This is a genomic window from Amycolatopsis sp. NPDC059027 (genome assembly GCF_042739735.1).
Lineage (GTDB): Bacteria > Actinomycetota > Actinomycetes > Mycobacteriales > Pseudonocardiaceae > Amycolatopsis.
Genome location: NZ_JBHYIK010000068.1, coordinates 1 through 26,117 on the forward strand (window position 1 = coordinate 1; position 26,117 = coordinate 26,117).

Sequence of the window (26,117 nt, forward strand, 5' to 3'; positions counted from 1 at the left end):
TTGCCCCCGCCCCGGCACCTGTTGTCGCCGCGCGGTGTCGCTACCGCTCGGGGGGGGGCTCTTACCGTCCCTACCGGGTGGTTCGCCACACCGGCCCGCGCTCACTCAGCGGCCTGGAACGCCGTGAAGGCCTCCTTACCGGCGTTGAGCGCCGGTAAGGAGGCCTTCACGGCAGAGAAGTCCACAGTGGACCCTCCAGCGGAGGGGTCACCCTCCGTGAGGGAGTTACGAAGCGGTCGGGAGGGCCGCCCAGTCGCCGAGCTGAGCCACGATGGTCCGCTGGACCGCCGCCGCCTGCGCGTTGAGGTAGAAATGGCCACCCGGCAGCACTTCCAGCCGGAACGAGCCGGTCGTGTGCTGCTGCCACGCCCGCGCGTCCTCGATGCTGGTGACCGGATCGCTGTCGCCCACCAGCACGCACAGCGGGCCGCTCAGCTCGGGACCGCCGTCGTGGCGGTAGGTTTCGACGGCCTTGTAGTCGCTGCGCACGGCGGGCAGGATCATGCGGAGGAGCTCCTCGTCGCCGAGCAGCCGGTCCTCGGTGCCGCTGAGCTCCTTGAGCGCGGACACGACGCCGTCGTCGTCGCGCAGGTGCACGGACTCGGTGCGGGCCACCGAGGGGGCGCGCCTGCCCGAGGCGAAGACCCCGACCGGCGGGGTTCCCCCCGCCTCCATCCGCCGGGCGACCTCGTAGGCGATGGTCGCGCCCATGCTGTGCCCGAACAGCGCGAGCGGACGATCGGACCAGGCGGGCAGCTCGGCGACGATGGCGTCCGCCAGCGCGCGGATGTCCTCGACGCACGGCTCCGCCCGGCGGTCCTGCCGTCCCGGATACTGGACGGCCACCACCTCGATGGCCGGGGCGAGCGCGCGGGAGACCGGGAAGTAGTAGGTCGCGGAGCCACCCGCGTGGGGGAGGCAGAGCAGCCGGACGGATGCCTCGTCGGTGGCGTGGAACCGGCGGATCCAGGCACCGGCACTTTTCGTGTCAGCCATGGGATAAGCAATTTGCCAGGTCAGCGCCGCCTGGAACAACCCCTATAGGTGGTCGGGGGCGCGAGGAACCCCGGTCGGCGGGCACCGGCCGGAGAGCGCTGCTCCAGTGCGGCAACCCCTACCCCACGCCCAGGGAAAAATTCACTCGAACGTGCCGCATCCCGGTGACTTGCAGTATTATCCGGGCTGACGACAACGCGAGGATGCCTTCGTCGTCAGGATTTGGGAAGCACGCTGGGGCGTAGCCGAGGGGGCTAACGGTGGTGACCAGAGACGGAAGGCGTATGCGTGACAGGTGTAGCGATTAGCCGGCTTCCTTCGGTATCCATACGACCGGCCGGGGCCTCGCCCGGCGGCCACGGCGCCTCCCCGGTGTGCTCCGGCACCCGTGGCGCCCGTCGTCCGGCGGGCGTGTCCGGCCCGGTCGTGACCGGTATCCACGAGTCGTGGCAGCGGACGGCACGCCATGACACCGCGGGGGCGTGTGGAGCCGGGTCGACAGGCATTCTTCGTCACTTCGCGTAATCACGGTGGGATCCGCGAACTCTCCGTCACCGGGGCGAGAGGGCGCGTCCGTGCGGAAATCGTCGTTCCGCCCGCGGCCGTGCAGAGGTATCCCCGAAGCGCAGGGAAGCGGACCCCATCCATTCGTGAGGTCGTATTAGTTCCGAATAACTGGGGTGTAATTGTGCGCAACGAGCCGAATGAGGCCTTGAATTCCCTGCGAGAACATTTCCGGCGAAGTACACAGGGGTCGGGCCGCCTGGTACTGGTCAGTGGCGGAATTGCCAGCGGAAAAACACGGCTGCTGAATGACTTTCTGGACCACGCCGCCGAATCGGGAGCTCTGACACTAAGGGCGACCGGAGCACCGGACGAACGGGAGTTCGGCACCGCGATCATCGACCAGCTGCTCAGCAATCCGGGACTGCCCGCGGAATTGTCCGAGCGCGCCGCCGAAGTCCAGCACGGCCCGCCGAACACCGTCCAGGACGCCGCATCTCCTGCCGACACCCCGCTTCTGCGGGACGTCTGCCGCGCCATTCTGAACCACGCCAGGGACCAGGCGGTCGTCATCGGGATCGACGATCTGCAGTTCCTCGACGAGGTGTCGCTGCAGTTACTCCTCCAGCTGCAGCGCCGGATCCAGGCGAGCAGGCTGCTGCTGGTCCTGAACAAGAGCGATCATCCCGCCAACGACCAGCAACGGCTGCACGCCTGCTTCGCCCGCCAGCCGCATTATCACGTGCACCTGGTGCCGCTGTCCCGCGCGACCATCGCCGCCGGGCTCTCCACGGCATTCGGCGGGGAGCCCGCCACCGGCCTCGCCGCACGGGTGCACGAACTGACCGCCGGGAATCCCCTGCTCGCCGACGCGCTGATCCAGGACAACCGGCACCCGGAGCCACGGGCACCGCTCGTGACCGGAACCGCGTTCGCGCAAGCGGTCCAGGAGTTCCTCGCCAGGGGCGACGACCGGCTGCGGGAGGTCGCCGGCGCGCTGGCCGTGCTCGGCGCTTCCGGCACCACCGAGCTGGTGAGCGGCCTGATCGACGTCGCCCCGGCCGACGTCGAGGAGTCGGTGGCCGTGCTGACCGCCAGCGGTCTGCTGGAGAACGGCCGGTTCCGGCACGCGGCCACCCAGGCGGCCACGCTGGAGAGCGTTTCCCCTGCCGCCAAATCCCGGCTGCACCTGCGTGCCGCCGAGCTGAAGCACCAGCAGGCCGCTCCGCTGAGCGAGGTCGCCGGGCACCTGGTGACGGCGGGCGCGGTGATCGGCAACTGGTCGATCCCGGTGCTGCGGCGGGCGGCGGCGCTGGCGGCGCGGACCGAGGACATCCCGTTCGCGACCCGCTGCCTGAAACTCGCCCTGTCCGCGGCCACCGATCCCGCCGAGCGGCAGGCGCTGGTGCGCTCGCTGGCCTGGATCACCTGGCGGGTCAACCCGTCCGGGACCACCTCCTATCTGGAGACCCTGCGCCAGGCCGCCGTCGACGGGAACCTGGAGCACGCCGACTCGGCCGTGCTGGTGCGGCACGCGCTGTGGAACGGCGACCGCGAGACCTACACGACCGCGCTCAACGTGCTCACCAGCCGTCCCGAGGCGCTCGACCAGCAGACCGAGGCGGAGCTGAAACTGGCCTACCAGTGGTATTTCGGTCCGCAGCCGCAGTCGGCGGCCACCACGGGCGGACGGCCGGAGCCCGACCCGTGGCACCAGGCGGCCCACTCGCTGTCCCAGGTGTGGACCCAGGGCGGCAACGACACCACCACCGCCAGCGCCGAGCGGATCCTGCAGAACTGCAAGCTCAGCGACACGACGCTGGAAGCGCTCGTCACGGCGATCATCGCGCTGGTACTGGACAACCGGCCGGACCGGGCGGAGAAGTGGTGGGCGACGCTGAGCGAGGAGGCCGCCCGGCACGGGGCGACGACCTGGCGCGCCATGCTCGACGGCGTCTGGTCCTCGGTCGTGCTGCGCAGCGGCGACGTGGCGGGCGCGGCCGCGCGGGCGCAGTCGGCGCTGGGACTGCTCGGCGCGCCCGGCTGGGGTGCCTCGATCAGCTACCCGCTCACCAGCCTGCTGTGGGCCTACGTCACCGCGGGCCGGTTCGCCGACGCCGCCGAGATCCTCCGGTATCCGGTGCCGGAAGCGATGTTCGAGACGATCGGCGGGCTGCTGTTCCTGCGCGCCCGGGGGCACTACTACCTCGCCACCGGCCGCGCACTGGCCGCGGTCAGCGACTTCCAGGAGTTCCAGCGCTCGGCGAGCAGGGTCGGTTCCGACATCCCGATCCTGGCGCCCTGGCGCACCGACCTGGCCGAGGCGAACCTGCGGCTGGGCAACCTCGACGTCGCCCGCGACCTCGCGCGGCAGCAGCTGGCACAGGCCGGTGAGGCCGACGGCTACCTCCGCGGGATGTCACTGCGGGTGCTCGCGCTGGCGGGCAGGCCGGAGGACCGCCCGGTGCTGCTGGACCGGGCGATCAAATGCTTCACGCAGTCCGGCGACCGGCTCGAGGTCAGCCGGACGACGGCGATCCTCGGCCGCCCGCGCGAGCCGTGGCGCGAAATGGGCGGCGGGTCGGCCCCGCGGCCGCCGGGTGCGCTGCGACCGGCGCACGCCAAGAAGCTCCCGGAGCAGCACGCCCGCACCGGCGCGGGCGAGCCGGTCGATTCCGCGGTGCTGAGCGAGGCCGAGCTGCGGGTCGCCCAGCTGGCCGCGCTCGGCCGGACCAACCGCGAGATCGGCAGCACCCTGTTCATCACGGTGAGCACGGTCGAACAGCACCTCACGCGGGTGTACCGCAAACTCGGGGTGAGCGGCCGCAGCCAGCTGCCCGCGGAGCTGGGCGACAAGGTCGGCGCCGCCTGACCTTCTCGACGTCGCAATGAAGGCCGGGGGCGCCGCCCCCGGCCTTCACGGCTGTTCCGGTGGGAAACCGGAGGATTCCAGTTCCCCGTCCAGGATCTCGAACAGCTCGTCCGCGGTCGCTCCGTCCAAATCGGACGGTTCCGCCGCGCCGCCGTGTGCCTGCCCCCAGAGTGTGACGAGTGCCTTCAGCTTGGCCGCAACGTCGGCGTGCTCGCCCTCGTCGGGTCGCGCGGCACGCAGCGCGGATTCCAACGCCGCCAAATCGGCGTCGAGCGAGGAGACCGCTTCCGCCGCGAACTCGCCGACCAGGAACGCGGCCAGCGCGGCCGCCGTCGGATAGTCGAAGATCAGCGTCGCGGGCAGCCTCTTGCCGGTGCTCCGGTCCAGCCGGTTGCGGAATTCGACCGCGGTCAGCGAGTCGAAGCCGAGGTCGAGGAAGCCCTTCTCCGGATCGATCGCGTCCGCGCGATCATGACCGAGCACCAGCGCCGCCGTCGTGCACACCAGGTCCAGCGCCGCCCGTTCGAGTTCGGGTCCAGCCAGACCGGCCAGCCGCGACCCGGCCTCGGCGATGGCTTCGGTTCCGGTGGCGGCCCGGCGACGGGTGCGCACGAGCCCGCCGAGGATCGGCGGCACGTCGCCCGGTTGCCGCCGCAATGCCGCCAAGTCCAGCTTCGCGGGCATGAGCGACGGCGCCGAGCCCGCGATGGCCGCGTCGAACAACGCCAATCCTTCTTCGGCGCCCAGCGGGGCCACGCCCGAGCGCGCCATCCGGCGCAGATCGGCGTCGTCGAGCGCGCCGGACATCCCGCCGCCCGACCACAGCCCCCACGCCAGCGAAACCGCCGGGAGTCCCTGGGCTGCCCGATGCCGCGCCAGCGCGTCGAGGAAGGCGTTGGCGGCGGCGTAGTTGGCCTGGCCGGGAGCGCCGAGCGTGCCGCCGACGGACGAGAACAACACGAACGCCGCCAGGTCGAGATCCTGGGTCAGCTCGTGCAGGTACCAGGCGGCGTCTGCCTTCGGCCCGAGCACGGCGTCCATCCGCTCAGGAGTCAGCGCGGGCAGGACACCGTCGTCGACCACTCCCGCGGTGTGCACCACCGCGGTCAACGGCACGCCGTCGAGCAGGGCCGCCAGCGCGTCCCGATCGGCGACGTCACAGGCCACAATGGACACTTCCGCACCGAGTCCGGTCAACTCCGCGTGCAACTCGGTCGCACCCGGCGCGTCCATCCCGCGCCTGCCGGTCAGCAACAGCCGCCGGACCCCGTGTTCGAGCACCAGATGCCGCGCGACCAGACCGCCGAGGAAGCCCGTTCCCCCGGTGACCAAGACGGTGCCCGCGGGATCCAGCTTGTCCGATGTGGACACTTCCGGCGTGAACCTGGCCAGCCGGGGAACGTGGACGGCGCCGTCACGCACCGCGAGTTCTGTTTCACCCGCCCGCACAGCGGCGGCGACCGCGGTCAAGGGCACCGGCCCGCTCTCGACGTCGAGCAGGGCGAAGTGGTCCGGATACTCCTGAGCGGCCGTCCGCAGCAGGCCGCGCACGGGCTCGTCGGCCAGCGCCCCGCCGGTGACCACGACCAGCCGCGACGCGGCGAACCGCTCGTCCGCCGCCCAGGACTGGACGAGGGCGAGTGCCCGATGGACGCGCTCGCGCACGGCACGGACGATGTCCTTTTCCCCGTCCGCGGGCAGTCCCGCGAACACGATCTCGGGAGCGACCTCGGTCAGGTCGGCGAGATCGGCACAGCTCCGCAAGGTTTCTGTGTGCCCCAGGCGATCGACGTCGCCGAGCACGGCGACCTCGGGTAGCGCCGCGTCCGGTGTCCCCGCCCACGGCTGCCAGCCGACGTGGAACAAGGCGTCGTGGCGGGCCGCCGCGAACCGACCGTCCTCGATCGGCCGGAACGCCAGCGAGCGCACGGAAAGGACGAGGTTTCCTTCCCGGTCGGTCGCCGCGAGCGAGATTTCGTTCTCTCCCAGGGAAGTCAGCGTGACCCGCAGTGCGGGCGCGCCCGCCGAGTGCAGCCGGACGCCAGCCCAGGAGAACGGCATGGCCGCCCTGTCGACAGTGGGGCCCGCGAGCCCGACCGCGTGCAACGCCGCGTCGAGCAGGGCCGGGTGCAGGCCATACTCCCCCGCGTCCGTCTCCGCCGGCAGGACGACCTCAGCCAGTACGTCCTCCCCGCGCGCCCAGGCCGAGCGCAACCCGCGGAACACGGGACCGTAGCCGAAGCCCTGCTGTGCCAAGGTTTCATAGCGGTCCGTGAGATCGATTTCGACCGCGTCGGCCGGTGGCCACTCGGACGACTGAGCGGCAATGTTCTCGCGGTCGCCGAGGAAGCCGCTCGCATGCGTAGTCCACGCGGCGTCCGGCGGTGCGTCCTCGGCGAGCGACGAGATGGTCACCGGACGGCGATCGCTCTCGTCGGCCGCGCCGACGAACACCCGCACGCGCGCGCCCGTCGTTTCCGACAGCACCAGCGGAGCGGCGAGGGTCAGCTCCGCCACTTCCGCGCAGCCCACCTCGTCACCGGCACGGACGGCCAGCTCCACGAAACCGCTGCCGGGGAACACCATCAGCTCCCCGACGGTGTGCTCGGCGAGCCAGCGCTGCTTCCCGGGCGACAGCCTGCCGGTCAGCACCACCTGGTCCTGTTCGGACAGTGTCACCACGGCACCGAGGATCGGATGATCTGCGGCGAACTGGCCGATCCCGGCGAGGTCCCCGTCCAGCGCCGACGCCCCGGATTCGAGCCAGTACCGCTTGCGCTCGAACGCGTAGGTGGGCAGGTCCACCCGCGTACCACCGTGTTCGGCGGAGAAGGCCGTCCAGTCCAGCCGCTCGCCGTGGACCTGCGCGATCGCGAGTGCCCGGACCAGCTCCCTGACCTCGTCACGGTCCTTACGCAGCAGCGGCGTGAAAGTACCGCCGTCAGAACCTTCCTTGGCCAGCGCGGAAAGGGTGCCCGCAGGGCCCAGTTCGAGATACCGCGTCACCCCCGTGGATTCCAGCGTCCGGACGGCGTCGGCGAAACGCACGGTCGCGCGGACCTGACGCACCCAGTAGCCGGGATCGCGCAACTCTTCGGCTTTCGCACGCGCACCGGACACAGTGGACACCAGCGGCAGCGTCGGCTCCAGGTAGGTCAGTTTCTCCGCCGCGACCTGGAATTCGGCCAGCATCGGCTCGACCAGCGCGGAATGGAAGGCGTGCGAAACCCGCAATGCGCGCGTACGCCGCCCGCGTGCTTCGAAGACCGACGCGACAAGCCCGACTTCCTCGACCGCTCCGGAGATCACCACTGAGGCCGGGCCGTTGATCGCGGCGATGTCCACCCCGGTGACGAGCTCGGCGCAGACCTCGTCCTCCCCCGCCTCGACCGTGACCATCGCGCCGCCCTCGGGCAGCGCCTGCATCAGCCGGGCGCGCGCCGCCACAAGCGCGCACGCGTCGGGCAGCGACCACAGACCGGCGACGTAGGCCGCCGCGAGTTCGCCGATCGAGTGTCCCGCAACGAACGCGGGCCGTACTCCCCACGACTCCAGCAACCGGAACAGCGACACTTCGAGCGCGAACAACGCGACCTGGGTAGCCCCGGTCCTGGCGAGGTCGTCCGCGTCCGCTTCGAACATCAGCTCACGCAGCGGCCGGTCCAGCCCGGGGTCGAATTCGGCGGCGATCTCGTCGAGGGCACGGGCGAACACCGGATACGCCTCGTACAGCCCCCGGCCCATGCCCGGACGCTGGGAACCCTGGCCGGTGAACAGGTAGGCGAGCGACCCGCCCGCCTTGGCCAGTCCGCGCACGACCGCCGCGGACTCCTCGCCCGCCGCCAGCGCGCTCAAGCCCTGCCGCAGTTCGTCCCGGTTCGCGGCGAGCACCGCCGCCCGGTGCGCGAACGACGTCCGGGTGGTGGCCAGCGAGAACGCCAGATCGGCCACGGACGGTTCCGGACGTTCCCGCAAGAACCCCAGCAGCCGGGCCGCCTGCGCGGACACCCCACTGTCGGTACTCGCGGAAAGCAGGCAGGGCACCACGACGTCGGTCGCCGCCGATCGCGGTGCGGGTTCTTCGGACGGGTACTCCTCGACGATCACATGGGCGTTGGTACCGCTCAGCCCGAACGAGGACACTGCCGCACGACGCGGACGCGCCTCGCGCGGCCAGTCCCGCTCCTCGGTGAGCAGCCGCACGCCACCTTCGTCCCAGTCCACTTTGGACGACGGTTCGTCCACGTGGAGCGTCTTCGGCAGGACGCCGTGGCGCATCGCCTCCACCATCTTGATGACCCCGGCGACCCCGGCCGCGGCCTGCGTGTGCCCGAAGTTCGACTTCACCGAACCCAGCCACAACGGCTTGTCCGACGGCCGTCCCTTGCCATAGGTCGCCAGCAACGCGTTGGCTTCGATCGGGTCGCCGAGCACGGTCCCGGTGCCGTGCGCTTCGACCGCGTCGATGTCCGATGTGGATAGTTCGGCCGCGGTGAGCGCCTGCCGGATCACCCGTTGCTGCGCCGGCCCGTTGGGCACGGTCAGTCCGCTGCTGGCGCCGTCGGAGTTCACCGCCGACCCGCGCAGCACCGCGAGCACCCGGTGCCCGTTGCGCACCGCGTCGGACAGCCGCTCCAAGACCAGGATTCCGGCGCCCTCCGAACAGCCGACGCCGTCGGCCGCGCCGGCGAACGACTTGCAGCGCCCGTCCGGGGCGATTCCGCGCTGTTCGCTGAAGTACACGAACATCTCCGGTGTGGCCATCACGGTGACCCCGCCCGCCAGCGCGAGCCCGCACTCCCCCGCGCGCAGCGACGCGGCCGCGGTGTGCAACGCGACCAGCGACGAGGAGCAGGCGGTGTCCACCGTCATGGCAGGCCCCTCCAGCCCCAGCGTGTAGGAGATCCGGCCGGACACCATCCCGCCGTCGGTGCTGGCGCCGCCGTAGTCGTGGTACATCAGCCCGGTGAACACGCCGGTCCGGCTGCCGCGCAACGACTCCGGGACGATCCCGGCGCGCTCCAGCGCCTCCCAGGAGACCTCCAGCAGCAACCGCTGCTGGGGATCCACCGTCACCGCCTCACGCGGCGAGATCCCGAAGAACCCCGGGTCGAAGTCGCCCGCCCCGTCGACGAACCCGCCGCGCCGCGTGTAGGTCGTTCCCGGGGTCCCCGGTTCGGGCCGGTACAGCGCGGCCAGGTCCCAGCCGCGGTCGGCGGGGAACTCCGAGATCACGTCGTGGGCGTCCGCGACGAGCCGCCACAGTTCTTCCGGGGACGTGACGCCGCCGGGATAGCGGCAGCCCATCCCGATGATCGCGATCGGCTCGTTCGCGGCGGCGGCGAGCCGGGCGTTCTCGCGCTTCAGCCGTTCGTTGTCCGCGTGGGACTTCCGGAGCGCGCTGACGATCTGTTCGGTCGACGGCTGCTGCTGGTTCACACGTCACTCCGTTCGCCGTTGTCCTCGCCGAGCGCGGCCTGTACCAGTGCGCCGAGATCCAATTCCTCGACCGGTTCCGCACTGTCCACATCGGACGTCACCCGGGCGGCGCCGGTGTCCAGCGCCAGCAGCGCGTCCAGCAGCCCCGCCTCACGCAACTTCGCGATCGGGACTGCCGAGAGAACGCGCCGGATCGTTTCGTCGTCCGCCGACGCCGGTTCCTGGGCGGCCTCGGCCGGTGCCAGCTCGCCGAGCAGGTACTCGGCCAGCACGACCGGGCTCGGATAGTCGAAGATCAGCGTGGCGGGCAGGCGAAGCTCGGTCTCGGTGCCGAGCCGGTTGCGCAGTTCCAGCGCCGCCAGCGAATCCAGCCCGAGGTCGGTGAAGCCCTTCCGCGAGTCGATCTCCATCGCGTCGGCGTACCCGAGCACGGCGGCGGCGTTGGTGCAGACCAGGTCCAGCACGGCCCGCTCCCGCTCGTCGGCGGGAACCGAGGCCAGCCGCTCGGCAAGCGAGACCTGTCGTTCCACGGCGGCGACCGGCGACGGTGCCTGCACGACGCGGCGTGCGGGTGCCCCGAACATGCCGCGCAACAGGGCGGGGAGGTCGAGCCTGCGGCGCCGTTCCGGGTCGAGCTTGATCGGCGCCAGCACCGCGTCCGCCGCGCCCATCGCCGCGTCGAACAACGCCAGCCCCTCCTCCCGATCCAGTTCCGCGATACCGCCCCGGCCGATCCACTCGACGTCGACCTGCCCTTCGGCGCCCACCCAGGGACCCCAGCCGAGCGACTTGCCCGGCAGCCCGTTCGCCACGCGGTACTCGGCGAGCGCGTCGAGGAACACGTTGGCCGCCGCGTAGTTCGCCTGCCCGGCCGTGATCACCGTGCCCCCGGCGGAGGAGTAGAGCACGAACGCGGCCAGGTCGAGGTCCTTGGTCAGCTCGTGCAGATGCCAGGCCGCGTCGACCTTCGGCCGCAACACGACGTCGAGCTGCTTGGCGGTCAGCGTGCCGAAGACCGCGCTGTCCATCGCGCCCGCCGCGTGCACCACCGCGGTCAGCGGATGCTCGGCGGGCACACCGTCGAGCAGGGCCGCGAGCGCGTCCCTATCGGCGACGTCACAGGCCACAATGGACACCGATGCGCCGAGCCCGGTGAGTTCCGCGTGCAGTTCGGCCGCACCCGGCACGTCCATCCCCCGACGGCTGGTCAGCACCAGATGCCGGACGCCGTGCTCGGCCACCAGATGCCGGGCGAGCATCGCGCCGAGCAACCCCGCACCACCGGTGATCAGGACCGTGCCCTCGGGCGAAGGCGCGAATTCGGAGTCCACAGTGGACACGCGTTCGAACCGGGGCAGCAGGATTTCCCCGTTCCGCACGGCGACCTCGGGCTCACCGGAAGCCAGCACGGTGGCCAGTGTCGGCAAGGTCACGACACTGTCCACATCGGCCAGTACCAGCCTGCCCGGGTTTTCCGCCTGTGCCGCCCGGATCAGGCCCCACAGCGAAGCCTGCGCCGGATCGGGCGCACCGGACGCCCGCACCGCGTCGCTGGTCAGCACGAACAGCCGCCCGGTCGCGCACCGCGGCTCGGCCAGCCAGCGCTGCACCCGCTGCAGGGTCCGCCGGAGCAGCTCGTGTGCCCGCTCGGCCATGGTCCCGGACATCGGTTCGACCGGCAGCACCAGCACCTGCGGCGCCGGCGCCCCGGACTCGATCGCTGTGGTCAGTGCGTCGACGTCGTTATACACCGGCACGCCGAGGCCGAGATCGCCGGTCCCGAACACCGCCCAGTCCTCGGGGACGACCGTCCCCGGCTCGACCTGCTTCGGCTTCCAGCCGATCCGCAGCAGCGACTCCGGCGCGGGCCGTCCGGCGCCTAGCTGTGCCTCGGGCACCGGCCGCAGCACCAGCGATTCGATCGACGCCACCGGCTTGCCCTCGCTGTCCGCGATGGCGAGCGAGGCCCCGTTCCCGCCGGGGGCCGGGGTCGTCCGGACCCGCAGCGAGGCGGCTCCCGCCGCGTGCAGCGACACCCCGGTCCAGGCGAACGGGATCGCCGTCTCGGTGATCGCCAGCGGGCCGCCGTCCACGAGGTAGTCCGTCGTCCCGACCGCGGAGTCGAGCAACGCCGGGTGCAGCCCGAACGTCGCCGCCTCGGCGGCGGCCTCAGGGGGTAGCGCGACCTCCGCGAAGACCTCGCCGTCGCGCCGCCACACCGCCCGGACGCCCTGGAACATCGGGCCGTACCCGTAGCCGAGCGCGTCCAGGTGCTCGTAGACCCCGTCGAGAGCGAACGGCTCCGCGCCGCGCGGCGGCCACTCCGTGAGGTCGAACGGCGCCGAGGCCGTCTCCGGGGCGAGCACACCGGCCGCGTGCAGCTGCCATTCGCCGTCGCTGTCGGAGCGCGCATACACCTCCAGCGATCGGCGGCCGGACTCCGGGGACTGCTCGGGTCCCACGACCACCCGCACGTTCACCCCGCCGGCGCGGGGCAGCACCAGCGGCGCGCGCTGGGTCAGTTCCTCGACGACGGCGCAGCCGACCTGGTCGCCCGCGCGGATCGCCAGCTCGACGAACGCGGTCCCCGGCAACAGGATGCGGTCCAGCACCCGGTGATCGGCCAGCCACGGCTGGTGATCCGGCGACAGCCTGCCGGTCAGCACCACCCCGCCGGTGCCCGGCAGCTCGACCACCGCGCCCAGCAGCGGGTGCTCCGCCGCGCCGAGCCCCGCCGAACCCACGTCACTGGAGGCGGCGCCGTCGAGAAGCCAGAAATGCTTGCGCTGGAAGGCATACGTCGGCAGATCCACCCGGCGGGCGCCCCGGCCCGCGTAGAACGCGGACCAGTCGGGGCCGTCGCCGAGCACGTGCAGTTCCGCGATCGCCTTGAGCAGTGTCTGCGCCTCCGGCCGCGCACGACGCAGGGTCGGTACCTGGGCCGTGCCGTCCTTCTCCTCGACGCATTCCGTGGCCATGCCGCTCAGCACCGCGTCGGGGCCGACCTCGAGGAACCGGGTGACCCCGGCCTCGACGAGCGAGCGGACGCCCTGGCCGAACAGGACCGGTTCGCGGACGTGCCGTACCCAGTGCTCCGGGTCGGTCAGCAGCTCGGGCGCGCAGACCTCGCCGGTCAGGTTCGACACGATCGGGACGACCGGCGCGCGGCAGGTCAGTTTCCCCGCCACCGCGCGGAATTCCGCGAGCATCGGCTCCATCAGTGCCGAATGGAAGGCGTGCGAAACACGCAGCCGTCGCGTCTTGGCACCTTCGTCCGCCAGCCGCGAGGCGACCGCCAGCACCGCGTCCTCGGCCCCGGAGAGCACCACCGAACGCGGCCCGTTGACCGCGGCGATCCCAGCGCCGTCGACGAGCGCGTCCCGCACTCGCTGTTCGTCCGCGGCGACGGAGACCATCGCCCCGCCCGCGGGCAACGCCTGCATCAACCGGCCGCGCGCGGCCACCAGCACGGCGGCGCCGGCCAGGTCGAGCACGCCGGAGACGTGCGCGGCCACCAGCTCGCCGACGGAGTGCCCGGTGACGAAGTCGGGCGTGACACCCCACGACTCCAGCAGCCGGAAGAGCGCGACCTCGACCGCGAACAACGCGCTCTGCGTGTACGCCGTGTGGTCCAGCAGTTCGGCTTCGGGCGAGTCCGGCTCGGCCCACATGACTTCGCGCAGCGGCCGGTCGAGTTCCGGATCGAGCGCGACGCACACCTCATCGAGCGCCGTCGCGAAGGCCGGGAAGGTGCCGTACAGCTCCTTGCCCATCCCGATGCGCTGGGCACCCTGACCGGTGAAGAGGAACGCCGTCAGCCCGCCAGTCCGCGTCGGCCCCGCGACGACGTCGGTCGTGGTTTCTCCCTTGGCGAGCGCGGAAAGGCCGCGAATCGCCGACTCGGTGCCGGCCGCCAGCACTACGGCGCGGTGATCCAGCGCGGCGCGGCCGGTCGCGAGCGAGTAACCGACGTCGAGCAAGCCGGTGTCCTCGCCGAGGTGATCGGCGAGCTTCGCCGCCTGGGCGCGCAGGCCGTCCACCGAGCTACCCGCCAGTGCCAGCGGCACGAGCGGCAGCGCGGGCGCGTCCTCGCTCGCTGTCTCGACGGGTGCGGCCGGCGCCTCCTCGATGATCACATGCGCGTTGGTGCCGCTGAGCCCGAACGAGGACACCCCAGCCCTGCGCGGACGTCCGGCCGAAGGCCACGGCCGCGCCTCGGTGAGCAGTTCCACCGCGCCCGCCGACCAGTCGACGTGCGGTGAGGGCGCGTCGAGATGCAGGTTCTTCGGCAGCAGGTCGTTGCGCAGCGCCTGCACCACCTTGATGATCCCGGCCACGCCGGACGCCGCCTGCGCGTGCCCGAGGTTCGACTTCACCGAGCCGAGCAGCAGCGGCCGGTCTTCGGGCCGGTCCTGGCCGTAGGTGGCGAGCAGCGCCTGCGCCTCGATCGGGTCGCCGAGGGTGGTGCCCGTGCCGTGTGCCTCCACAGCGTCCACATCGGACGTCGTGAGCCCGGAAGCGGTCAGCGCCGCCCGGATCACCCGTTCCTGCGAAGGACCGTTCGGCGCGGTCAAACCGTTGGAGGCGCCGTCCTGGTTGACCGCGCTGCCGCGCACGACCGCCAGCACGTCGTGCCCGAGCCGCTGTGCGTCGGACAACCGCTCGACGAGCAGCAGCCCGGCGCCTTCCGCCCAGCCGACGCCGTCGGCCGCGGCGGAGAACGACTTGCACCGGCCGTCCGCGGCGAGTCCGCGCTGACGGCTGAAGTCGACGAAAGCGTCCGGAGTGGACAGTACGGTCACGCCGCCCGCCAGCGCGAGCGAGCATTCGCCGTTACGCAGCGCCTGCATCGCGAGGTGCAGCGCGACCAGCGAGGACGAACACGCCGTGTCCACCGTCAGCGACGGGCCTTCCAGCCCCAGCAGATACGAGATCCGGCCGGACAGGATGGCGGCGGAACTGCCGTTGGTCAGGTACCCGGCGAGATCCTCCGGTGGGTTGCGCAGCCTGCTGCCGTAGTCGTCGTACATCAGCCCGGCGAAGACGCCGGTCCGGCTGCCGCGCAACGAACTCGGGTCGACCCCGGCCCGTTCGGCGGCCTCCCAGGCCAGCTCCAGCATGAGCCGCTGCTGCGGGTCCATCGCCAGGGCTTCCCGCGGCCCGATCCCGAAGAATCCGGGGTCGAACTCCGCGGCGTCGTGCAGGAATCCGCCTTCGCGGGTGTAGGTCTTGTTCGGGACGCCCGGTTCGGGGTCGTAGATGCCCTCGACATCCCAGCCGCGATCGGCCGGCATCCCGGTGACCGCATCGGTGCCGGTCACCAGCAACTGCCAGAGGTCCTCCGGCGACGTGACGCCGCCGGGGTAACGGCAGCTCATGCCCACGATCGCGATCGGCTCGTCGCGCGCCACCGTCACGGTGGGCGCCGCGGGCGCCACCGCGGCGGCGCCGATCAGCTTGTCCGCCAGGTAGGTGGCGATCGCCCGCGCGTTGGGGTGATCGAAGACCAGCGTGGCGGGCAGGGTGAGCCCGGTCGCCGCGCCGAGGAGATTGCGCAGCTCGACCGCGGCCAGCGAGTCGAAGCCCAGCTCCTTGAACGCCTTGCCGTCGTCGATGTCCCCCGCGCCGTCGTATCCGAGCACCGACGCGACCTGCGTGCACACCAGCTCCCGCAGGAACCGGTCGCGTTCGACCCCGGAAAGGCCGGAAAGCCGTTCGGCGAGGCCGTTGCCCGAGGCTGCGGTGAGTGCGGCGGTTCCGGACGCGGCCCGTCGCGTAGGTGCGGCCAGGAAACCGCGCAGCAGCGCGGGAACCTCGTCGGTCCGGGCACGCAAGGCCGCGAGATCGAGGCGGATCGGGACCGTGACGGACTCGTCCGCCCGCAGGGCCTCGTCCAGCAGCGCCAGACCGTCGGCGGCGGTGAGCGCGGGCATGCCGAGCCGGGCCATCCGCCGCAGATCGGCCTCGCCGAGTTCACCACCGAGACCGGTGTTCTCGGCCCACAGGCCCCAGGCGAGCGAGGTGACCGGAAGTCCTTGTGCCCGGCGGAATCCGGCCAAACCGTCGAGGAAGGCGTTGGCCGCGGCGTAGTTGCCCTGCCCCGCGGCGAGGACCATGCCGCCCGCGGAGGAGAACAGCACGAACGCCGCCAGGTCGAGATCCCGGGTCAGCTCGTGCAGATGCCAGGCCGCGTCGGCCTTGGGCCGCAGCACGGCGTCGAACTGCTCGCCGGTGAGCGCGTCGAACACCGCGCTGTCCGCGGCCCCGGCGGCGTGCACGACAGCGGTCAGCGGGTGCTCGGCGGAAACCTCCGCCAGCAGACCGCGGACGGCTTCGCGGTCGCCGACATCGCAAGCGACGATCGAGACCGAGGCGCCGAGTTCGGCCAGCTCCGCGCGCAACCGCTCGGCGCCCGGGGCGTCCGGGCCACGCCTGCTGGTCAACAGGAGGTGCCGCATCCCGTGCGCGGCGACCAGGTGCCGGGCCACGAGACCGCCCAGTCCCCCGGTGCCGCCGGTGATCAGCACCGTGCCTTCGGTGTCCCATGTGGACGATTCAGCAGCCTCGGGAGCCGGGATCCTGACCAGGCGCGGCACGAACATCGCGCCGTCGCGCAGCGTGGCCTCCGGCTCGCCGGACTCCACCACCGCGGGCAATACGGCGGCGTCACCGGCCAGATCGACCAGGACGAACCGGCCGGGATGCTCGGCCTGCGCGGCCCGCACCAGGCCCCGCACCGGCGCCTGCACCGGATCCGTCTCGGCGTCGCGGGTGGTCACCACCAGCCGTGACGCGGCGAACCGGTCATCGGCCAGCCAGTCCTGCATAACCGACAGCAGCCCGGTCAGTGTCGTCCGTGTCCGGGCGGGGACGTCATCGGTGGCGTTCGTGTCCGCCGGGGCGAGCACGACGACGTCCGGCACCTCCGCTCCGGCGTCCACAGTGGATAGCAGGGCACCCAGATCTTCGTACGCCGGAAGATCCTGGCCGAGGTTGTCGCCGAGCACGGCCCAGTTCGTTGCCGTCCCCGCCGGAACCGCTGCGGGGTAAGGGTTCCACGCTACGCGGAACAGCTCACCGGCGTGCCCGTGCGTGGCGGCCTCGGCGAGTTGTTCGTCGGTGATCGGGAAGGAAACCAGCGAGCGCACCGAAGCCACCGGCCTGCCTTCGCCGTCCGCGACGTCGATCGCGGTCAGTTCGTCACCCGAAAGCCGGGTGAGCCGGACGCGCAGCATCGCGGCGCCCGCCGCGTGCAGCGTGACCCCGTTCCACACGAACGGAAGCAGCGTCGCGCCGTCGTTCTCGCCGAGGAGGTCGGCGTGCATGGCGGCGTCCAGCAGGGCCGGGTGCAGCCCGAACGCGGCCGCCGAGTCCACGGCTTCCGGCGGCAGCGCGACCTCGGCGAAAATCTCTTCGCCGCGTCGCCAGGCCGCACGCATCCCTTGGAAGACCGGGCCGTAGCCGTAGCCCCGGTCGATCAGCCGCTCGTATGCGCCCTCGACGTCGATCGGGACGGCGCCTTCCGGCGGCCACGCGGTGAGGTCGAACGATTCCGGCTGTGCCTCAACGCCCAGCACACCGCTCGCGTGCAGTGTCCAGGGGAGATCGGCCGGAGCGTCCTCGGCCCGCGAGTACACCGACAGCGCGCGACGGCCCGCTTCTTCGGCACCGACGACGACCTGCAACGCCACGCCGCCGAACTCCGGCAGGATCAGCGGAGCCCGCAGGGTGAGTTCCTCGACGGCCGCGCAGCCGACCTCGTCGGCGGCCCGGATCGCCAGTTCGACGAAACCGGTGCCGGGCAGCAGCACCGAGTCCCGCACGACGTGGTCGGCAAGCCATGGCTGGCTCTCGACCGAGAGACGGCCGGTGAGCACGACCCCGTCCGAACCCGGGACCGCGACCACGGCGCCGAGCATCGGGTGCGCGGCGGCCCGCTGGCCGACCCCGGCCACGTCCCGCGCCGGAGTCGCGTCGAGCCAGAACCGCCTGCGCTGGAAGGCATAGGTGGGCAACGCGGTGCGCGGGCCCTCGCCCAGCAACACTGTCCAATCCGGACTGATCCCGCGTACGTGCAGCCGCCCGACGGCCGCCATCAGCTCGGGCAGCTCGGCCCGCTCACGCCGCAGGACGTGCGTGAACACGAAGTCCGCGCCGTCTTCGACGTTCCGGCTACCCGCCGCGGAAAGCACGCTGTCCGGGCCCAGCTCGGCGAAGGTGCGCACGCCCTCGCCCGCGAGTGTCCGCACGGCGTCGCCGAAGCGGACGGTGGCCTGGACGTGCCGCACCCAGTACCCCGGCGAGCACAGCTCGTCGGCCGTCGCCACCGCGCCGGTCAGCGCGGAGACGACCGGGATGCGCGGCGCCTGATAGGAGATCCCGGCCGCGATCTCGCCGAACTCGGCGAGCATCGGCTCCATGAGCGGCGAATGGAACGCGTGGCTCACCGTGAGCCGGTGGGTCTCGCGGCCGCTTTCCTTGACCGCGTCGGCGATCCGGAGCACGGCGGCTTCTTCACCGGAGACGACGACCGCCGCCGGGCCGTTCACCGCCGCGATGGCGACGTCCTCGTGACCGGCCAGCAGCGCGCTGACCTCGTCCTCGGGCGCCGCGACCGCGACCATCGCGCCGCCCTCGGGCAGCGCGTTCATCAGCCGTCCGCGCGCGGCGACCAGCGTGCAGGCGTCGGCCAGCGAGAAGACGCCCGCGACATGGGCCGCGGCGAGTTCCCCGATGGAGTGCCCCGCGACGAAACCCGGAGTGATGCCCCAGGTTTCGAACAACCGGAACAACGCGACCTCGATCGCGAACAACGCGCATTGCGTGTACTCGGTGCGATCGAGCAACGCGGCTTCCGGCGAGCCCGGCTCCGCCCACATCACCGCACGCAGCGGCCGGTCGAGTTCGCGATCGAACGCGGCACAAACCTCGTCGAGCGCGGTCGCGAAAACCTCGGACACCTCGGCGAGTTCGCGGCCCATGCCGATCCGCTGGGCACCCTGACCGGAGAACAGGAACGCGAGCTTGTGCTCCCCTACCGCGCCGGTCACCACCGACGCCGCGGTCTCCCCCGCGGCCAGCTTTTCCAGGCTACGCATCAGTTCCGCGTGGTCGCCCGCGATCACCGCGGCCCGGTGTTCGAGCGCCGCACGCGAGGTGGCCAGCGAACGCGCCAGCGTGCCGAGCGGGATCTCGGGACGCTCCTCGACGAAGTCCCGCAGCCGGGCGGCCTGCGCCCGCAACGCCACGACACTCTTCCCGGACAGCACCAGCGGAAGGACCGGAAGCGACTCGGTGTTCGCAAGGTCTTCGGCGGGTGGTGCCTGTTCGATGATCACGTGGGCATTGGTGCCGCTGACGCCGAACGAGGACACCCCGGCCCGGCGCGGATGCCCGTTTTCGGCCCACTCACGCGGTTCCGTCAGCAGTTCGACCGAGCCCGAGGCCCAGTCGACCTCCGGCGAGGGCGCGTCCACGTGCAGCGTCCGGGGCAGCACGCCGTTGTGCAGGGCCAGCACCATCTTGATGATGCCGGCGACCCCGGCCGCGGCCTGGGTGTGCCCCAGGTTCGATTTGACCGAACCGAGCAGCAGCGGCCGCTCGCGGTCCTGGCCATAGGTGGCGAGCAGGGCATGCGCCTCGATCGGGTCACCGAGCGTCGTGCCCGTCCCGTGCCCCTCCACTACGTCCACATCGGACGGTGTGAGCCCGCCGCTTTCCAGCGCCTGCAGGATGACCCGCTGCTGGGAAGGACCGTTGGGCGCGGTCAGGCCGTTGCTGGCGCCGTCGTGGTTGACCGCGGACCCGCGGACCACGGCCAGCACCTCGTGCCCGTTGCGCACCGCGTCGGACAGCCGTTCGACGAGCAGCATCCCGGCGCCCTCACCCCAGCCGGTGCCGTCCGCACCCGCGGCGAACGACTTGCACCGGCCGTCGGCGGCCAGTCCGCGCTGACGGCTGAAGTCCACGAAAGTGTCCGGAGTGGACATCACGGTCACGCCACCGGCCAGCGCCAGCTCGCATTCGCCCCGGCGCAGCGCCTGGATCGCCCAGTGCAGCGCGACGAGCGAGGACGAGCACGCCGTGTCGACGGTGACCGTCGGCCCTTCGAGACCGAGCACATAGGACACCCGGCCGGACACCACACTCGCCAGGCTGCCGTTGCCGAGATAGGCGGCGACGTCCTCGGACACCTCGCCGAGCCGGGTTCCCCAGTCGTGGTACATGACCCCGGCGAACACGCCGGTCCGGCTGCCGCGCAAGGAAAGCGGGTCGATGCCCGCGCGCTCCAGCGCCTCCCACGAGATCTCCAGCGCGAGCCGCTGCTGTGGGTCCATCGCCTGCGCCTCGCGCGGCCCGATGCCGAAGAACTCCGGGTCGAACTGCGCGGCGTCGTGCAGGAAGCCGCCCTCGTGCGCGTAGCTCTTGCCCGGTTTGCCCGGCTCGGGGTCGTACAGAGTACCGACGTCCCAGCCGCGGTCCACCGGGAACGAGGACACCGCGTCGGTACCCTCGGCCAGCAGGCGCCACAGCTCCTCCGGCGTGCTGACACCGCCGGGGTAACGGCAGCTCATTCCGATGATCGCGATGGGCTCGTCGTCCGCGCTCGCCGTGCTCTGCCGCACGGTGACCGACCGCTGCCCGCCGCCCGCCTTCTCCAGAATGTGCGCGGCCAGCACGCGCGGCGTCGGGTAGTCGAAGATCAACGTGACCGGCAGCCGCAGCCCGGTCCGGGATTCCAGCAGATTGCGCAGTTCGACCGCGGCGAGCGAGTCGAACCCGATCTCGCCGAACGCGCGGTCCGGCGCGATCGCGTCGCCGCCCGCGTGCCCGAGTACGGCGGCGACGTGCGTGCGGACCAGGTCCAACGCGGCCTGTGCGCGGTCGCCGTCGTTCACTCCGGCCAGCCAGTCCGGGGTGGCGGGCGCCGCCGGTCCGGCCGCGGCCTGCCCGGCGGCGCGGCGTGGGGCGGGCACCAGGCCACGCAGCATCGCGGGCACGCCGTCCGCCCGCGAGCGCAGGGCCGCGAGGTCCACCCGCACCGGCAGCACCGCGGCCTCGCCGGTGCGCAACGCCGCGTCGAACGTCGCGAGGCTTTCCTCCGGGGTCAGCGCGGTGAGGCCGAGGCTGTTCGCGCGCCGCAGGTCCGCGTCGGCCAGCCTGCCGCCCATGCCGTCGGGGCCGGACCAGAGGCCCCACGCGAGCGACGTCGCGGGCAGGCCGAGCGAGGTCCGGTACGCGGCGAGCGCGTCGAGGAAGACGTTGGCCGCGGCGTAGTTGCCCTGTCCCGCGCCGTCGAGGTGCCCGGCGACCGAGGAGAACAGGACGAAGTTCGCCAGGTCGAGCCCGCGGGTCAGTTCGTGCAGCAGCCATGCGGCGTCCACTTTGGACCGCAGCACCTCGGCCACCTGGGCCGGGGTCAGGGTGCCGATCAGCGCGTCGTCCACCACACCCGCCGTGTGCACGACCGCGCGCAGCGGATGTTCGTCCGGAATTTCCCGCAGCAGCAAGGAAAGCGCGTCCGCGTCGGCGGCGTCACATGCGGCGACCCGGACCGACACGCCGAGCGCCTCCAGCTCCGCGGTCAGCTCCGCCGCGCCCGGCGCCGCCGGGCCACGACGGCTGACGAGCAGCAGCCGCCGCACTCCCCTGGTGCCGACGAGATGCCGCGCGACGTGCGCGCCCAGGCCGCCGGTCCCGCCGGTGATCAGCACGGTGCCGTCCGGGTCCCACGACGTCGCGGCCTCGGGCTCGGGTGCCTTCACCCGCACCATCCGCGGCGCGCGCAGCACTCCGCCCCGCACCGACAGCTCGGGCTCGCCGGAAGCCAGCGCGGCGGCCACGGTCCGGGACGTGAGGCCGTCCTGGTCGACGTCGACGAGCACGAACCGTCCCGGGTTCTCCGCCTGCGCCGAGCGCACCAGGCCCCACACCGGGGCGCAGGCGAGTCCCGCCGCGGTGTCCGGCTCCACCGCGCCTCGGGTCACCACCACCAGCGTGGTCTCGGCGAACCGGTCGCCGGAAAGCCAGCGCTGCAACAGGTCCAGTACCCGGAGGGTGACCTCGTGCGCGGCGTCGACGACCGCCGGACCGTCCACATCGGACACAGCGGGGACCACGACCGCGTCGGGAATTCCGGCCGCGGCCAGCGTGTGCAGATCCTCGAACACCGGGACACCGTCGCCGAGCCCGAGGACGTCCGCGCCCACGACGGCCAGGCGGCGCGCCGGGCCGTCCGCTCCGCCGAGCGGGTTCCAGCCGACCCGGAACAGCGACTGGTCCCGGCCGCTCAGCCGGTCGGCGGGCAGCGGGCGCATCCGGACCGCGCCGACCGTCGCCACCGGCGCGCCGGTGCCATCGGCCAGCTCCAGCGTGATCCCGCCGGTTCCGGAGACCGAGATCCGCGCCCGCACCGCGTCGGCGCCGGTGGCGTGCAGCGCGACCCCGGTCCACGCGAACGGCAGCTCGATCTCGTCGCGGCCTCGTGCCGCGCCCTCAGCGTAGTCGGTGGCGTGCAGCACCGCATCCAGCAGCGCCGGGTGGAGGTCGAACGCCGCGGCCTCCTCGCGTGCCTCCTCCGGCAGCGCGACCTCGGCGAACACCTCGCCACCGCGCCGCCACACCGACTTGAGCCCGCGGAACACCGGCCCGTACGCGTACCCCTCGGCGCCCAGATCCTCATACAGGCCACCGATTTCGACGGCCTCGGCGCCCTCCGGCGGCCACACCCCGAGGTCGCCGATCCGGGCCCCGGACGTGGCCAGCCTGCCACTCGCGTGGTGGATCCAGGTCATGTCCGCGATGTCGTCCTCGGCGCGGGAGTACACGTCGATCGACCGGTCGCCGGTTTCGCCCGCCGCGCTCACCACGACCTGCAGCACCACGCCCCCGGTGTCCGGGACCGTCAGCGGCGCCCGCAGCGTCAGCTCGTCGACCGTCGTGCAGCCGACGTGCCCGGCCGCGTGCACGGCCATCTCCACGAAGGCCGTTCCGGGCAGCAGCACCGAACCCGCGATGCCGTGGTCGGCCAGCCACGGGTGGGTGCGCAGGGAGATCCGGCCGGTCAGCACCACGCCGTCGTCACCGAGATTGGCCACCGCCGACAGCAGCGGGTGCGCGGACGCGGTCTGCCCGATCCCGGCACCGCCGGTGCCCGTCGGTCCTTCGAGCCAGAACCGCGTGCGCTGGAAGGCATACGTGGGCAGCTCGACGCGCTTCGCGCCCGTCCCGGCGAAGAACGATTCCCAGCCGACGACGCCGCCGCGGGCGTGCACGACCGCCAGCGCCGCGTGCAGCACCCCGGCCGCCGGACGGTCCCGGCGCGCGACCGGCGCCAGCACGACGTCGTCCTCGCCGGTCAGGCAGTCCCCTGCCATCGCGCACAGCACCGCGTCAGGGCCGAGTTCCAGGTAGGTACCGACGCCCGCGGCGCTCAGCGACCGGACCCCGTCGGCGAACCGCACGGCTTCGACCACATGACGCACCCAGTACTCCGGGTCGCGGAGTTCGTCGGCGGTCGCCAGTTCGCCGCTGACGTTCGAGACCACCGGGATCCGGGGCTGCGCGTAGTCCACCACCTGCAGGAACTGCCGGAACTCCGCCAGCATCGGCTCCATCAGCGGCGAGTGGAAGGCATGCGAAACCCGCAGCCTGCTCGTCTTGTGGCCCCGCTCCTTGAAGCCCGCGGCCACCTCGGCGACGTCGTCCTCGGCGCCCGAAAGCACCACCGAGGACGGGCCGTTGACCGCCGCGATGCCGACCCGCTCGGAGAGGTACGGGCGCACCTCGTCCTCGGTCGCGGCGATGGCGAACATCGCGCCACCGGACGGGAGTTCCTGCATCAACCGGCCCCGCGCGCCCACCACGACACAGGCGTCCTCCAGCGACCAGACACCCGCCACGTGCGCGGCCGCCAGCTCACCGATCGAATGGCCCGCGACGAAGTCCGGCCGGACGCCCCACGATTCCAGCAACCGGAACATCGCCACCTCGACGGCGAACAACGCCGCCTGCGCGTAGCGCGTCTGGTCCAGCAGGCCCGCCTCCGGCGAGCCTTCCGCGGCGAACAGGACCTCGTGCAGCGGCCGGTCGAGCTGCAGGTCGAGATAGCTGATCGCGTCGTCCAGCGCGGCCGCGAACACGGGGTAGGTCTCGTAGAGTTCCCGGCCCATCCCGGCGCGCTGAGAACCCTGACCGGTGAACAGATACGCGATCCCGGCACCGGACGCGGCACCGGTGAACACGCCCTGAGCGGGGGTGTCTTCGGCCAGCGCGCGCAGGCCGTTCTCCAGCACGGCGCGATCGTCGGCGACGACGACCGCGCGATGGTTCAATGCCGCGCGCGTCGTGGCCTGCGAGTAGGCCAGGTCGATCAGCGAGTGCTCGGGATGTGCCGAAACGAAGGACAGCAGGCGCTCCGCCTGCGCACGCAATGCCGGGGCACTCTTGGCCGAAAGTCCAAACGGGACGTTCGCTACGGAACGTTCCTCAGCGTCCTCTTCGGACACCGCTTCGACGGCGGGCGCCTCTTCGAGGATGACGTGCGCGTTGGTGCCGCTGATGCCGAAGGCGGACACCCCGGCACGACGCGGACGTCCGTCCGCACGCTCCCACGGCACCTGCCCGGTCAGCAGCTCGACCTTGCCCGCGGCCCAGTCGACGTTCGGCGAGGGCGCGTCCACGTGCAGGGTCTTCGGCAGCACACCGTGCCGCATCGCCATGATCATCTTGATCACGCTGGCCGCACCGCCGGCCGCCTGGGTGTGGCCGAGGTTGGACTTCACCGAACCCAGCCACAGTGGACGTTCGCGGTCCTGGCCGTAGGTGGCGAGGATCGCCTGCGCCTCGATCGGGTCCCCGAGCGTGGTGCCCGTGCCGTGCGCGTCGACCGCGTCGACCTCGCCCGCGCCGAGCCCGGCCTGGGCGAGCGCCTGGCGGATGAGCTGCCGCTGCGAGTCGCCGCTGGGGGCGGTGAGGCCGTTGCTCGCGCCGTCCGAGTTGACCGCGGAGCCGCGGACCAGCGCGAGGACGTCGTGCCCGAGCCGCCGCGCGTCGGAGAGCCGCTCGACGACGAGGAGCCCGATGCCCTCGGCGAAGCCGGTGCCGTCGGCGGCGGCCGCGAACGCCTTGACCCGGCCATCCGGGGCGAGCCCGCGCTGCCTGCTGAACGCGGTGAACATGCCGGGGCTGCCCATCACCGCGACGCCGCCGACGAGCGCCAGCGAGCATTCGCCGCGTCGCAGCGCCTGAATCGCGAGGTGCAGCGAAACGAGCGAACCGGAGCAGGCGGTGTCGACGGTGACCGCAGGTCCCCGCAACCCCAGCACGTAGGCGACGCGGCCGGATGCCACACTCGGTGCGTTGCCGGTCATCAGATAGCCGTCGAGACCATCAGGAGCTTCGTGCACGCGGACGCCGTACTCGTGCACCTCGGCGCCGACGAACACACCGGTCCGGCTGCCGTGCAGGCCGAGCGGGTCGATGCCCGCGCGCTCCAGCGCCTCCCACGCGGTCTCCAGCATGAGCCGCTGCTGTGGGTCCATCGCCAGCGCCTCGCGCGGGCTGATGCCGAAGAAGTCGGCATCGAATTCCGTTGCGGTGGAAAGGAAACCGCCCTTGTCGACGTAGCTCTTACCGGTCGCGCCCGGGTCGGTGTCGAACATGCCGGCGAGGTCCCAGCCGCGGTCGTCCGGGAAGTCCCCGAGCACCTCGCCGCCCTCGGCCACCAGCCGCCACAGGTCCTCGGCGGAGCCGACGCCGCCCGGGAACCGGCAGCCGACACCGACGATGGCGATCGGGTCGTCCTCGTCCCCCGCCACGGCGGGCAGCACGGCGTGGGTGTCCCCGGCGGGCAGGCCGAGCACCTCGGTCCGCACGTATTCCGCCAGCAGCGCCGGGGTCGGCTGATCGAAGATCACCGTGGGCGGCAGCCGCAGCCCGGTGACCGCGTTGATCCTGGTCTGCACCTCGACCAGGCCGAGCGAGTCGAGGCCCTGATCGCGGAACGCGCGCTCGACCCGCAGGTGCGTGGTGCCGGGACGGATCCGGCGCAGCACCTGGAGGGTCTCCTCACGCACCAGCTCGGTCAGGAGCCTCGCCTGTTCGGAGACGGGCAGCTGCTCGAGCCGGCGCGCCAGCCCCGCCGCACCGCCGTCCGCGGGTCCGAGGTCCGACGGGAAACTTGCGGATTCACTCATTTTGCGTACCCCATACCAACCCTGTCCACTAGGGACGGACGCCAACCACGACCGGACACGACAGCACCCACGCTAGGGCGGGCAGGAGGACGCGCGGCACCCCTACCGGC

4 protein-coding genes are annotated in these 26,117 nt (G+C 72.2%); 1 reads left to right on the plus strand and 3 read right to left on the minus strand.

Annotated elements, in window-relative coordinates:
* Positions 1–225: 225 nt before the first annotated feature.
* Positions 226–996, minus strand: coding sequence for a thioesterase II family protein (locus tag ACFWY9_RS35285; protein WP_378340896.1), 771 nt, complete (start codon positions 994–996; stop codon positions 226–228).
* Positions 997–1,708: 712 nt separating this feature from the next.
* Here ACFWY9_RS35285 and ACFWY9_RS35290 point away from each other — a divergent pair.
* The gene (locus ACFWY9_RS35290) at positions 1,709–4,372 is read left to right on the plus strand and encodes an AAA family ATPase (protein WP_378330361.1); all 2,664 of its coding nucleotides are present in this window, start codon (positions 1,709–1,711) and stop codon (positions 4,370–4,372) included.
* A gap of 45 nt (positions 4,373–4,417) precedes the next feature.
* On the opposite strand, the gene ACFWY9_RS35295 is transcribed toward ACFWY9_RS35290, so the two are convergent.
* Entirely contained in the window at positions 4,418–9,811 is a 5,394-nt protein-coding gene (locus ACFWY9_RS35295; protein ID WP_378340897.1) for an SDR family NAD(P)-dependent oxidoreductase, read from the minus strand.
* Positions 9,808–26,007: an SDR family NAD(P)-dependent oxidoreductase gene (locus ACFWY9_RS35300; RefSeq protein WP_378340898.1), complete on the minus strand. Its 16,200-nt coding sequence runs from the start codon at positions 26,005–26,007 to the stop codon at positions 9,808–9,810. Before ACFWY9_RS35300 ends, ACFWY9_RS35295 begins: the two co-directional genes overlap by 4 nt.
* Positions 26,008–26,117 lie beyond the last annotated feature (110 nt).